At 63.8% G+C, this 11,640-nt stretch carries 14 protein-coding genes; 8 read left to right on the top strand and 6 right to left on the bottom strand.

Features of this window, described 5'->3' with window-relative positions; genetic code table 11:
- The coding region (locus V6M52_RS16305; protein ID WP_332701834.1) for an aminotransferase class III-fold pyridoxal phosphate-dependent enzyme at nucleotides 1-887 on the bottom strand (887 nt) is incomplete at its 3' end.
- A 124-nt stretch (nucleotides 888-1,011) separates the two neighbouring features.
- Here V6M52_RS16305 and V6M52_RS16300 point away from each other — a divergent pair.
- Nucleotides 1,012-1,731 (top strand): TetR family transcriptional regulator C-terminal domain-containing protein, encoded by a 720-nt coding sequence (locus V6M52_RS16300; protein ID WP_332686955.1) that lies wholly within the window; start codon nucleotides 1,012-1,014, stop codon nucleotides 1,729-1,731.
- Between the two features lie 75 nt (nucleotides 1,732-1,806).
- Nucleotides 1,807-2,403, top strand: coding sequence for a dihydrofolate reductase family protein (locus tag V6M52_RS16295; protein WP_332701833.1), 597 nt, complete (start codon nucleotides 1,807-1,809; stop codon nucleotides 2,401-2,403).
- A gap of 28 nt (nucleotides 2,404-2,431) precedes the next feature.
- Here V6M52_RS16295 and V6M52_RS16290 read toward each other — a convergent pair whose 3' ends face one another.
- From V6M52_RS16290 to V6M52_RS16280, 3 genes are all read right to left on the bottom strand, one after another.
- Nucleotides 2,432-2,845 carry a DUF4260 domain-containing protein gene (locus tag V6M52_RS16290; protein ID WP_332701832.1) on the bottom strand — a complete coding sequence of 138 codons (414 nt, stop codon included), beginning with the start codon at nucleotides 2,843-2,845 and terminating at the stop codon, nucleotides 2,432-2,434.
- 93 nt (nucleotides 2,846-2,938) lie between these two features.
- Nucleotides 2,939-4,003 carry a GGDEF domain-containing protein gene (locus V6M52_RS16285; RefSeq protein ID WP_332701831.1) on the bottom strand — a complete coding sequence of 355 codons (1,065 nt, stop codon included), beginning with the start codon at nucleotides 4,001-4,003 and terminating at the stop codon, nucleotides 2,939-2,941.
- A 68-nt stretch (nucleotides 4,004-4,071) separates the two neighbouring features.
- A complete protein-coding gene (locus tag V6M52_RS16280; RefSeq protein WP_332686963.1) occupies nucleotides 4,072-4,443 on the bottom strand; it encodes a DoxX family protein in 372 nt (123 codons plus the stop codon).
- 429 nt (nucleotides 4,444-4,872) lie between these two features.
- On the opposite strand from V6M52_RS16280, the gene V6M52_RS16275 reads away from it, so the two are divergent.
- Entirely contained in the window at nucleotides 4,873-5,226 is a 354-nt protein-coding gene (locus V6M52_RS16275) for a septal ring lytic transglycosylase RlpA family protein (protein WP_332686965.1), read from the top strand.
- A 61-nt stretch (nucleotides 5,227-5,287) separates the two neighbouring features.
- Here the strand turns inward: V6M52_RS16275 and V6M52_RS16270 are convergent, their stop codons facing one another.
- Together V6M52_RS16270 and V6M52_RS16265 are read right to left on the bottom strand one after the other, a co-directional pair.
- Nucleotides 5,288-6,250, bottom strand: a complete 963-nt coding sequence (locus V6M52_RS16270; protein ID WP_332701830.1) for an aldo/keto reductase — start codon at nucleotides 6,248-6,250, stop codon at nucleotides 5,288-5,290.
- A 26-nt stretch (nucleotides 6,251-6,276) separates the two neighbouring features.
- Complete coding sequence (locus tag V6M52_RS16265; protein ID WP_332686969.1) at nucleotides 6,277-6,432, bottom strand: DUF1127 domain-containing protein; 156 nt, start codon at nucleotides 6,430-6,432, stop codon at nucleotides 6,277-6,279.
- Nucleotides 6,433-6,616: 184 nt separating this feature from the next.
- Here V6M52_RS16265 and V6M52_RS16260 point away from each other — a divergent pair, with 184 nt between their 5' ends.
- The 5 genes from V6M52_RS16260 to V6M52_RS16240 all read left to right on the top strand — a co-directional run bounded on the left by V6M52_RS16260 (nucleotide 6,617) and on the right by V6M52_RS16240 (nucleotide 11,617).
- On the top strand, nucleotides 6,617-7,486 hold the full coding sequence (locus V6M52_RS16260; protein ID WP_332686971.1) for a LysR family transcriptional regulator: 870 nt from the start codon (nucleotides 6,617-6,619) through the stop codon (nucleotides 7,484-7,486).
- A gap of 119 nt (nucleotides 7,487-7,605) precedes the next feature.
- Entirely contained in the window at nucleotides 7,606-8,781 is a 1,176-nt protein-coding gene (locus tag V6M52_RS16255; RefSeq protein ID WP_332701828.1) for an MFS transporter, read from the top strand.
- Nucleotides 8,778-9,965 carry an MFS transporter gene (locus V6M52_RS16250; protein WP_332686975.1) on the top strand — a complete coding sequence of 396 codons (1,188 nt, stop codon included), beginning with the start codon at nucleotides 8,778-8,780 and terminating at the stop codon, nucleotides 9,963-9,965. Before V6M52_RS16255 ends, V6M52_RS16250 begins: the two co-directional genes overlap by 4 nt.
- A 3-nt stretch (nucleotides 9,966-9,968) precedes the next feature.
- Complete coding sequence (locus V6M52_RS16245) at nucleotides 9,969-10,430, top strand: MmcB family DNA repair protein (protein ID WP_332686977.1); 462 nt, start codon at nucleotides 9,969-9,971, stop codon at nucleotides 10,428-10,430.
- A 5-nt stretch (nucleotides 10,431-10,435) separates the two neighbouring features.
- A complete protein-coding gene (locus V6M52_RS16240) occupies nucleotides 10,436-11,617 on the top strand; it encodes an MFS transporter (protein WP_332701826.1) in 1,182 nt (393 codons plus the stop codon).
- Nucleotides 11,618-11,640: the final 23 nt, after the last annotated feature.

Below are 11,640 nucleotides of genomic sequence, written 5' to 3'. Positions count from 1 at the left end.
ACCGCGCCCATGGGGATGACACCGTTGGTCAGGCCCTTGGCGGTGACCATGATGTCGGGCGTGACGCCGAAATAGTCGGCGCCGAATGGTGTGCCGAGGCGCCCGAAGCCGGTGATGACTTCGTCGAAGATGAGCAGAATGCCGTGCTTTTTGGTGATGTCGCGCAGGCGCTGCAGATAGCCGGCGGGCGGGATCAGCACGCCGGTGGAGCCGGCGACCGGCTCGACGATGACAGCGGCGATGGTCGAGGCGTCATGCAGGGTAACGATGCGTTCGAGCTCATCGGCCAGATCGATCCCATGCGCGGGCAGGCCCTTGGAAAAGGCGTTCTTGCTGAGGTTATGGGTATGGGGCATATGGTCGACGCCGGTCAGCAGCGTGCCGAACATCTTGCGGTTGGTGACGATGCCGCCCACCGAGATGCCGCCGAAATTGACGCCATGATAGCCGCGCTCGCGGCCGATGAGGCGGGAGCGGGCGCCGTCGCCCTTCACCCGGTGATAGGCCAGCGCCACCTTGAGCGCCGTCTCGACCGACTCCGACCCGGAATTGGTGAACAGCACATGGTCGAGCCCCTTGGGGGCAATGTCGACAATGCGGTTGGCCAGCTCGAACGCCTTGGGGTGGCCCATCTGGAAGGCCGGCGCATAGTCGAGCTCGGCCGCCTGTTTGGCGATGGCTTCGACGATTTTGGGGCGGGCATGGCCGGCATTGACGCACCACAGACCCGCCGTACCGTCGAGCACCTGGCGGCCATCAGACGTGGTGTAGTGCATGTCCTTGGCAGCGACGAACATGCGCGGGGATTTCTTGAACTGCCGGTTCGCGGTAAAGGGCATCCAGAAGGCGCTCAGGTCGTTCGGCGCCACGGCATTTGAATTGGACACGAAGTCGCGCTCCCATTGATTCTGCACCGGTCGGTCGTTTGGCTCTTGACGTGAGGCCGTTAAGTCCAGAATTTTGACCAGTTGGAAAAATGTTAGCACTCCCAAACTTTCTAGCAAGGCGAAAATGCCGCTGAACAAAGTGAAAAGTGCCGAAGCTGCCAGCACACCGAAGCGCCAGCACAAGGCTGACGCCAAGGCGGCGGCGCATCCTCATGCCAAGCCGCGCCCGCTGACCCGCATTCAGCGCGAAAAGCAGGACATCATTCTGGAAGCGGCGCTCGAGGTGTTTTCAGTGCATGGCTTCCGCGGCGCCACCATCGACCAGATCGCCGAAGTGGCGGGGATGAGCAAACCCAACCTGCTCTACTACTTCCCCCGCAAGGAGGAGATCCACCGCCGGCTGATGGCGGCGCTGCTGGAAACCTGGCTGGCGCCGCTGCAGGAAATGAATGCCGATGGGGACCCTTTCCCCGAAATTCGCTCCTATATCCGGCGCAAGCTGGAAATGGCGCGTGACTACCCGCGCGAGAGCCGGCTGTTTGCCAATGAAATGCTGCAGGGCGCGCCGCGCATCATCGAAATGATCGAGATCGATCTCAGGAACCTGGTCGACGAGAAGGCCAAGGTGCTGCTGGGGTGGATGGACCAGGGCAAGCTGGCGCGGACCGATCCCTATCACCTGATCTTCTCGATCTGGGCGACAACGCAGCATTATGCCGATTTCGACGTGCAGGTGCGGGCGGTGCTCGGCCCCGACCGCGGTGGCGAGGGGCGCTTCGAGGATGCGGCGCGCTATCTCGAACAGCTGTTCCTGTACGGACTGACGCCGCGACCCAAGGCCTGACGGTTAAGCAGACGCTTGACAATAGGATAGGGTCGCCCTCATACTTAAATTATGAGTTAAGTATTGGAGCAGGCGATGGCCCAGCGTATTGGCGCCCACATGACCTTGTCGCTCGACGGTTTCGGCACCGGACCGAACCAGCGCCTGGAAAAGCCATTCGGCGACGGCGAGGCGGAAAACCTGCATCGCTGGATGTTCGAGGATGGCGACAACAACCGGGATGAACTGGCGGCAGGTGGCGCCTACGAGGCCTATGTGATGGGCCGCAACATGTTTGGTGGTCGCAGGGAATGGGACCTCGACTGGAAAGGCTGGTGGGGTGGCGAACCGCCTTACGCGGCGCCGGTTTTCGTGCTTACCCACTATAAGCGACAGCCGCTCGTCCTCGAGGGTACCACGATACATTTCGTCACCGAAGGACCCGAGTCGGCGCTAGCCCAGGCCAGCGCCGCGGCGGGCGGTGGCAATGTCGGCATCGCCGGCGGCGTCAGCACCCTGCGCCACTATCTCAATGCGGGGGCGGTCGACACGCTGCATCTACAGATCGCGCCACTGATCCTGGGTGCGGGCGAACGCCTGTGGGACGGGCTGAACGTCACGCTGGAACCGACCGGCGCGCGCTACACGAGGCTGGCGACCCATCTCCATTTTCGTGTGACCAGTCCGGCCTGACGGGCCCTAGTCAGGCGGGGCTGTGGGCTCAGCGTGCCTTGCCGATCGGACCCAGATGGGTCTGGTTGAAACCGGAACTGAGCTTGAGGCCATAGCCCAGCAGGCGATCGGCGCCGATGTGGGCGGTCCAGATGGCGGCGAGGCCAAAGGCCACAGGGCCAAAGGCAAGACCCAGCAGGGCCAACAGGGCCGGCGCGACATAGGTGTGCACCAGATTATAGGTCAGCGTCCCCGTCGCGGTGGAGCGCAGATAGGCCAGCATGGCCAGGTCGGGCGCCAGGAACAGTACCGCAAATACCACCCATGATTGGCCGAGCCAGGCATAGGCGATAATGCCGAGGGCGAGCATAACGCCGCCTTCGAGGCGCTGCAGCAGGAGCGCATTGGCGTTGTCTGGAGCGGTCAGTGGTGTTGTGCGGGGAGCGTCGTATGAGTTGGACATTGGGGTTCCCTTCTCTATTGGAAGGAAGCTATCTCAGCCATTTATGTTTGGCTTTTGCTAGTTCTTGCAGACTGGCCATTCATTACTGAATGGCTAGGCCGATGCGCGCAACTGGGGCAGAACCGGTTCATCGCCGGCAAAGCAGAAGCTGCTGCCCTGGCTCGACTTGGCGCGGTAAAGCGCATCATCAGCCTGGGCCACCAGGCTGGCCGGCACATTGTGCGGCGTCGAGGCGAGCACGATACCGAGGCTGATGCCCACGCTGACGGATATTCCGGGAAACTCTATTGGCGCCTCGATGAGGGCGATACAGTCGCGGGCCAGTTCGGACAGGGCCACGGTGTCCACCCGGCTGGTGGTCAGCAGGACGAATTCGTCGCCGCCGAAACGGGCCAGCAGTTCGCCGGAATGAAGCAGGCCCGAAAGTCGGCTGGCCACCGTGCGCAGGACGTCGTCTCCGGCGGCATGGCCAAAGCTGTCATTGATCTTCTTGAAGCCATCGAGATCGAAAGCGATGATCGCGAAGGGGCGCGCGCCGGAGGTCAATTCGGCCAGTGCCGTCTCAAAGGCCAGTCGGTTGGCCAAGCCCGTCAGCACGTCGCTGCGCGACTGTTGATGGGCAAGGCGGCGTTGCCGCTCGATATCGGCGACCAGTGCGCGCAACCTAACCAGCAGCAGGAATACGACCAGCAGCAAGCCGCCGATGATGGGGATGCGGATTGGCGCGTAGCCGCGAAACAGATCGTCGGCCCTGGACGCTCGCGTCCAGGTGAGAAAGCTGCCTGATGGCCCGAGCCCGGCCAGCAAGGGGATCTGCTGTATCCTGCTGTCGGTGCTTATCTCGCTGGACAGATGGACGTCACGCAGGCCGGTCGTTCGCGCCAGCAGGTCAACGCCGGCTTCGGTCAGCGAGCCGTTGTGATCGGAAATAGCGTCGATGGCATTGGCCGCCCGCAGCCGTTCGGCGTCGAGGTCGGCTCGGTCGATTGTATGCAGGATTTGCAGGGCCGAGCCGATCAGCAGCGCCGCGGTAACCAGCAGAACGCCGGCGCAAAGCAGCACCAGGCGCCCGATCTTCTTGATACCCGTATGCTCGTCCGGTCGCGTGGCAGCGATTGCGGGCAGCGCGCCGGAATGGTCTGTGAATCGAAAAAACAATGGCCCGCGTCCTAAGCGCGGCGAGTGTGAACCCCAACGTCTTGGGAAAGCGTTATCAATGTCGTGCTTTAGAGATTGTCGGCAATGATCAGTAGGAGGCCGCCCACCAGGGTGATGTTGACCAGCACCAGATAGAGGTGGGAGTCGCGGTCCTTGCCTTCGAACAGAAAGAGATTGTGGTAGGCCGCAGTCGCCAGCACCAGGAAGGCGATCAGCACCAGAGCGCCGATGACCGGATAGACACCGAGCAGCAGCGCGAGCCCGCCAATCCACTGCATGGCAAAGCCCCCGGCGACCAGCACAGGCGGCATGGCCCAGCCATAATTGGTGGTCGAGGGGATGCGGTCCTTGAAGTGAATGGTGTTGCGGAAAGCGGCAATGATGAAGAACAGACCGAACAGGATGCGTCCGGCCAGGATCAGTGTTGCGGCGACAGTCATGATTCCCCCAGCGGTTTTCATCCTGCGTAGCGGATCGAGTTGGCGGTTTGAAGCCGGAATCGGCGCCACAGTCTGGCCATATTAGGAGCGGGAAGGCCCCTCGGAGGCCAAAACTGTTGATGGAACCCGAACAAAAGTCCGGTTTTGGGTCAGTTGCATTGGAACCGTGACATCGCGGCCACAGCGCGCAAGATGAATCCGGCAAAGCGCGTTTCTGACGCGTCATCCGGGTCATTTTTGCCAATAGGTTGGATTCATTTCCTCAGTCTTGCCAATGATGTTCAGCAACACGGCAGAAATGGGAACGGGATTCCTGCGGCATACGCGCAACAGAGGGGGCATGGCGGCCTGTCATGGCCAGTATGGGCACATTGTGGCCCGCCACCGCCATTAATCAACGGCTCACCTTAACTGAAGTGAGTTCCTAGCTTGATTAGAAAAGCCGTTTCCGTCGCCGCAGTTGCTGCAGCTCTCCTCACCTTTTCCACTGCAGCCTATGCCCAATGCGGCGGCGCCTCCTGGTACGGTCCCGGCTTCCACGGGAAGACGGCCGCATCGGGAGAAACCTTCAACGAGAACGCCATGACGGCGGCGCATCGTTCCCTTCCCTTCGGCACCAGGGTCACCGTGACCGACCAGCGCACCGGCAAGCAGGTGCGGGTGACCATCAACGACCGCGGCCCCTTCCACGGCAAGCGCATCATCGATCTGAGCAAGGCGGCAGCGACCGAGCTCGGCTTCCGCAATCGCGGCACCACCTCGGTCTGCCTGGCCCAGAGCTGATCCCCCGGCGGCATCAGCCCGATGTCGTAATGGGCCGCCCTTGCCGGGCGGCCCTTTTTGTTCAGCGCAGGCCCAGCGCCTCGATGGCCGCAAGCTGCGCGCTGTCGAGCGGCCCGCGCCGTTCGGCCTCCAGGGCCTGGTCGAGCTCGGCGACATTCTTGACGCCCAGCACGAGCGTATCGACGCCTGAAATGCCCAGCGCATAGCGATGGGCAATGATGGCCGGGTCCTCACCCCAATCACGGCAGAGGTCGCGATAGGGTGCCGCGCGGTCGAAATCGGCACTGGTGGGCGATTTTTCCACGCGATCGATGGCATTGGTGAGGGCACCGGCCTGTACCGCGCGCACCCCCATGACGCCGACGCCTGCTGCCCCGGCAGCGGCGATGACGTCGCGGGGACGTGGCGCGAGGCCGGTGCCATTCATCTCGCCCGGACTGTCGAGCAGATTGGCGATGGCCTGCACGGCGGCGGGGGAAGGCTCGTCGGCCAATGCCTCGATGGTCGCAGCGGCGTGATTGATGCCGGTAATGCCCCAATGGCCGATCAGCCCCTCCTGCACCAGCCGCGCAAAGGCCGGCCGCACCGCCTCGCGGTAGAGCGACAGTGACGTGGACCGCTCATTTTTGGGCGGCTGGCCCGGGGGATATTCGAAGTCATCGGGCCGGATTTCGCTGTGCAGCAACAGCATGTCGACGCGTTGGAGCCGCATGGCCTTGAGACTGGCTTCCAGCGAGGTACGGAACCGGTCATAGACCTCGGCGGCCGGCACGGTACCGAGCGAATATTTGGTCGTGACCCGGACGCCAACCGGCAATTTGCCTTCGAAGGCCCGGCCGATCATGGCTTCGCAGATCTTGTAGCCGGGGGCGGCATCGATGAGGTCGATGCCCTGGTCGACGGCATGGCGCAAAGTGGCCACCGCGTCGTCTTCCGAGGTCGGGCCCCAGACCTGTCCGATGCCCCCACCGCCCAGGGTCAGGCGACTGACGGGGCCGAAGCTGCCGAGTGTATTGATCTTCATAGGCCTGTTCTCCTTGCGGCGGCGGTTCAGTGGCAGCTGTCGATGCTGGCGACGAAGCGGGCGATCTCGTCGCGCTGCGTGCCGAGATCGGCTAGCAGCCGGTCATCGAGGCTGTGCAATTTGCGAATGGTGGTACGGCGCAGACGCCAATCAACGAATTTGCGGAGCAGAGGTTCGAACATGGGGATTCTCCTTGGCAACAAGGCAAAGCGGGGCCATCGCGGAAACAGGGCGTTTCCGATTTTCAGGTCTGGCGGTATCGGCTTTGCGCGGCGACGCAGTGTTGGCGTCGACATGGCAAGACTTGCTCATTTTACTGCGCTTTCGCTATAGTCGAGATCGCAATGCTCTTTGCAGAAATGAAAAGTGGACTTCAGCTGGGACGATCTGCGGCTCTTTCTCGATGTGGCGCGGCTGGGCGGGCTCAGCGCCGCCACCGCGACGACGCGGCTGAGCGCGGCAACGCTGGGCAGGCGCATCACGGCGCTGGAGCGACAGCTGGGCGAGCCGCTGTTTCAGCGCAGCCAGACCGGCTATCGGCTCACCCCGGCGGGCGAGGACCTGCTGGCGCGGGCCGAGGATGTGGAAGCCGCGATGCTGTCGCTCAAGCGCTGGAAGGAAGGCACATTGGGCGACCGGGTGGTGCGCCTGTCGGCCGGGTCATGGACCTCGGCCTTCGTGGCCGGCCATATCGGGGCGATCTGGACCGTCGAGGACCGGTTCGGCCTTGAACTGGTGACTGCCAACCAGAAGGTCGATATCGGACGGCGCCATGCCGATCTGGGCGTCCGCAACCAGCGCCCGACCGAGCAATGGCTGGCCGGGCGCCTGATCGGCAGGGTGGCCTACGCCATCTATTCGGGCGTCAACCTGATCAATGGCATCAAGGCCGGCTATTTCGTCGGCGTGGCCGGGGAAGGTGGGCAGACCCATTCGGCGCGCTGGATGCAGGCCCGCCACGGCGACCGCATTGCCGTCAGCGGCCACGACGCCATGAGCGTGCGCGAACTGGTGGCCAATGGCGCAGGCCTGTCGGTCTTTCCCTGTTTTGTCGGCGACAGTGATCCCCGCCTGGTGCGCGTCGCCACGCCCATCAAGGAGCTGGAAACCGACCAGTGGCTGGTGAGCCACCACGAGGAGCGCCACGATCCCTCGGTGCGCGCGGTGGGCGAGCGCATCGCGACGCTGATGCAGCGGCATGCGGCACTATTTCGGGGCGAGCTGCCGCGGCCCTAAACACCGCGCCTGCGACAGAAATGCAACGTTGCAGGAATCGAACGAAATCGATTGCACTCGCTATTTCCCGGGAACGAATTTTCGCCTAGTTTGGGGTACTGATTTCGCGAGTCTCAGCCATGTCGTTCGGCATCCATTTGCCGCCCCAGATCAAAGTGTTTGGGGCGTTTTTCATTTATTCCTTTTGCATGGGCAGCCTCTATCCGCGCCTGCCGGCCATCCAGAGTTTCATGGGCGTCGGCGAAGGTGCGCTGGGCCTGTCGCTGATCGGCGCTGCCCTGGGCACGCTGATTTCGCTGACCTTTGCCGGCCCCATCATCGAGCGCATCGGCTATCGCCGCACCTTGCTGGCCGCGCTACCCCTGCTGTCGGTGCTCTATGCCATCGCCGTCTGGGCGCCATCGCCACTGACCTTCTTCCTGCTGCTGATGCCGGTGGGCATCACCATTGGCTGCATCGAGCTGATCATCAACCTCGAGGCCGACAGGGTCGAGCACGCCATCGGCCGCCGCATCATGAACCGCGCCCATGCCTTCTGGAGCTTCGGCTTCTTTTCGGCCGGCATGGTGGGCTCTTTCGTCGCCCAGGCCGGCGTCTCGCCGCAAATGCACCTGGCCATCATGATCCCGGTCATCACCGTGGCCACCCTGATCTTTCTCGGACGCTTCCAACCGGCCGAACACCGCGCCGGCGGCAGTACCGAGGCTTCACCGCGCTTTGCCCGGCCCACTCTCTCCATCATTGTGCTGGTACTGGTCTGCCTGCCGGCGATGATCCTCGAAGGCGCCGGCATCGACTGGTCGGCCATCTATATGCGCGACATTTTCAGCGCCGCGCCATTCTGGGCTGGCTTTGCCGTGGCGCTGGGCGCCGGGACGCAGGCGGTGACGCGGTTTTTCGCCGACAGCTTTGTCGAGCGCTGGAGCCCGGTTGTGGTGGCGCGGGGCCTGCTGACCATTCTGGGCATCGGTACGATGCTGGTCTTCTTCGCGCCGCTGCAATGGCTGGCCTATGTCGGGCTGGCCCTGATCGGGGTTGGTACCAGTGCCCTTTTCCCCCTCGCCATGTCGGCGGCAGCGCAGCGCACCGACCGGCCGGCGGCCGTCAACGTCGCGGCGCTGGCGCAGATTTCCTTCGTGTCGTTCCTCCTGGGACCGCCCTTGCTGGGCTATATCGCGGAGCATTTCGGCATTCGCTGGGCCTTCGGCATCGGCATTCCGCTGGTGATCCTGGGCCTGCTGTTCGCCGACGCGCTCAGCCCGCGCCGCAAAGCCAAGACTGTAGCCGCTGAATGAAAATTGCCCCGCAATACCGCATCTATGCGTGCTTTTTCTTGTTCGCCTTTTCGCTCGGCGCCCTGCTGTCGCGCCTGCCGGACCTGCAGGTGCAACTGGCCATTTCCCACAGCCAGTTGGGCCTGACCATTATCGGCATGTCGATCGGGTCGCTGATTTCGCTGACTTTTTCGGCGCCACTGATCGAATATCTGGGCGCCCGCGCCACGGCGTTCATCACCGTGCTGGGCACCGCCTTCATCTATGCCGTGTTGCCCTGGCTGCCTTCGGCGGAATGGGTGTTTGCAGGGCTGTTCCTGGCCGGCCTGCTGGCCGGTGCGCTGGAGATCAATCTCAACGTGGAGACCGATCGGCTGGAGGCGCAATATGGCCGGAATTACATGAACCGGGCACATGGTTCGTGGAGCCTGGGCTTTTTCGTCACGGCGCTGCTGGGCGCCAGCCTGCGCCAGGCCGGCCTGTCGACGCAGTTGCATATGCTGCTGGCCGTGGCCATGGTCTTCATCGTCGGCATCTGGATGATGAGCGGCATGGTCAATGCACCGCACCGGCCCAACATGCATACGGGCGAGACGCCACGCATTGCCTTTCCGCATTGGGGGCTGCTGCCGCTCTGCATGATCGGGATTGCCGCCTTCCTGGTCGAAGGCGCCGGCATCGACTGGTCGGCCATCTATATGCGCGACGTCTTTGCCGTGGAACCGTTCATCGGCGGGCTGGGACTGACGTTGTTTTCCGGCTTCATGGCGGCGACGCGGCTGATGGCCGACCCGATTGTCGAGCGCTTTGGACCGCGCCAGACGGCCATGGGCCTGTTGACGCTCGCCGCCATGGGGGCCCTCGCCGTGGGCCTGGCGCCGGCGCCTTGGGTCGCACTGACCGGCTTCACCCTGATGGGCATTGGCTGCTCGGCGGTTTATCCGCTGGCGGTATCGGCGGCGGCGCAGCGGACCGATCGTCCCAGCGCGGTCAATGTCGCGGCTTTGGGGCAGGTGACGTTCATCGTCTTCTTCCTCGCTCCGCCTTTGCTTGGTTTCGTTGCCGAATATCTGGGCATCCGCAATTCCTACCTCGTGGTGCTGCCGGTCATCCTCGCAGGGCTGATTGCCAGCCGGGCGCTGGGGACGCGTGCTCTGGCAACGCCAGCCGGCATGCCGCCCGAGCCGGCCACGCCGCTCGGCTGAACCATGCCCGAGCTCCCGCCCATCGTCGATCTGCGCCAATCGGCCACCGCCTTGCGGGTGCAACGCGGGGTAATGCGCATGCTGCGCGAGCGGCATGACATGGCCTGCTATGCCGAAGTGCCGCTGGCCAATGGACGGCGTGCCGACGTGCTGGCGGTGGGACCCAAGGGCGAGATCTGGATCGTCGAGATCAAGTCGAGCCTGATCGATTTCCAGGTGGATCGCAAATGGCCGGAATACCGCGAATTTTCCGACAAGTTCTTCTTTGCCAAGCCGCCCGAGCTGGATGCGGAGATCTTTCCCGAGAGCGAAGGGCTGATCGTGGCCGACGGGCATGACGGGGCAATCCTGCGCGACAGCCCGGACACTCCCCTGCCCCCAGCGCGCCGCAAGGCGCTCATGCTGAAGCTGGCGCGGCTCGGCGCAGACCGTATCCACATCTTGATGGACCCCGGTCCGAAGTGAGTTCCATGCCCATTGTCCGCTGGCGCATCATCGCGCTGTTCTTCGTGCATGCGCTGGCGCTGGGCGCCATCCATACGCGCATCCCCGATATCCAGCTGCTGATCGGCCTCAGCGAGGCCCAGCTCGGGCTGGTGCTGATCGGCCAGCCGCTGGGCGGGCTGGCCATGTTCCTGTTCTCCAGCCGCATCATCGAGCGCTTCAACCCGCGGCTGGTTATCCTGGTGATGATGCCGCTGGTGACGGTCAGCGCCGCGCTGGTCACCGTCATCCTCAATCCGGTGGCCATGTTCCTGCTGCTGGCGCTGAACGGCGTCGGCTTTTCCATCACCAATATTGCCATCAATGTGGAGGCGGACCGCATCGAGGCGGCCTCTGGCACGCGCATTATGAACACCTGTCATGGTGCCTGGAGCATCGGCTTTCTGGTGACCTCGCTGTTGGGCGTTGCGCTGCGGGGCTTCGATATCGCACCATCCTTTCATCTGTGGGCGCTGGCACCGGTGATCGCGGCGTTGGTCTGGCTGGTTGTTGTGCCCATGCCGGTGACGCCACCACGCGCGCATGCCGGAGACAACAAGCGCCGGCTGGCCTGGCCAACGCTGGCGACGCTCGGCCTCGTCGCCTTTGGCCTGGGGGCCGGGCTGACTGAAGGAGCCGCGCGCGCCTGGTCCATCATTTTCCTGCGCGACAGTTTCGATATAGCCGCCTGGATCGAGTCACTGGCCCTGCCGGCGCTGCTGGTCACCATGGCACTGGGCCGGCTGCTGGCTGATCGCTGGATCGACCGTTTCGGGCCGGTGCGGGTCGCGCGGGTGCTGTCGAGCGTGGCCATAGCCGGCATGCTGCTGCTAGTGCTCTCACCCAGCGCGCCATGGGCGCTGGCCGGCTTCGGCCTCGTCGGGATCGGCATCTGCGTGCTCTATCCGCTGATGCTCTCGGCGGCGGCGCGACTGGGCGATCGACCCGCCTCGCAGAATGTCGCGGCGGCCACGCTGATCTTCCAGTTCGTCAATCTGGGCGCGCCAGTGCTGATCGGCGCCATAGCGCAGGGCTTCGGCATCCGCATGGCCTTTGCCGTGCTGTTGCCCTTGTTGGGATTGACGTGGCTGATGGCAGCAAAGCTGGCACCGAAGGCCAATACCCCCTCGCCCAGCCCGGATGGAGAAGCGGTGTTGGCCCAACCCTGAGCCGTGTGCTACCGAGGCCTGGG

It is taken from the genome of Devosia sp. (assembly GCF_036676215.1).
In the GTDB taxonomy this organism is placed as follows: Bacteria; Pseudomonadota; Alphaproteobacteria; order Rhizobiales; family Devosiaceae; genus Devosia.
Note: the sequence above shows the minus strand (reverse complement) of the source record. Positions and strands in the feature narration are given on the sequence as shown.

Coding starts and splice junctions, on each gene's coding strand:
- V6M52_RS16300 (WP_332686955.1), top strand. CDS start 1,012: ATGCCGCTGAACAAAGTGAAAAGTGCCGAAGCTGCCAGCACACCGAAG.
- V6M52_RS16295 (WP_332701833.1), top strand. CDS start 1,807: ATGGCCCAGCGTATTGGCGCCCACATGACCTTGTCGCTCGACGGTTTC.
- V6M52_RS16290 (WP_332701832.1), bottom strand. CDS start 2,845: ATGTCCAACTCATACGACGCTCCCCGCACAACACCACTGACCGCTCCA.
- V6M52_RS16280 (WP_332686963.1), bottom strand. CDS start 4,443: ATGACTGTCGCCGCAACACTGATCCTGGCCGGACGCATCCTGTTCGGT.
- V6M52_RS16270 (WP_332701830.1), bottom strand. CDS start 6,250: ATGAAGATCAATACACTCGGCAGCTTCGGCCCCGTCAGTCGCCTGACC.
- V6M52_RS16265 (WP_332686969.1), bottom strand. CDS start 6,432: ATGTTCGAACCTCTGCTCCGCAAATTCGTTGATTGGCGTCTGCGCCGT.
- V6M52_RS16255 (WP_332701828.1), top strand. CDS start 7,606: ATGTCGTTCGGCATCCATTTGCCGCCCCAGATCAAAGTGTTTGGGGCG.
- V6M52_RS16250 (WP_332686975.1), top strand. CDS start 8,778: ATGAAAATTGCCCCGCAATACCGCATCTATGCGTGCTTTTTCTTGTTC.
- V6M52_RS16245 (WP_332686977.1), top strand. CDS start 9,969: ATGCCCGAGCTCCCGCCCATCGTCGATCTGCGCCAATCGGCCACCGCC.
- V6M52_RS16240 (WP_332701826.1), top strand. CDS start 10,436: ATGCCCATTGTCCGCTGGCGCATCATCGCGCTGTTCTTCGTGCATGCG.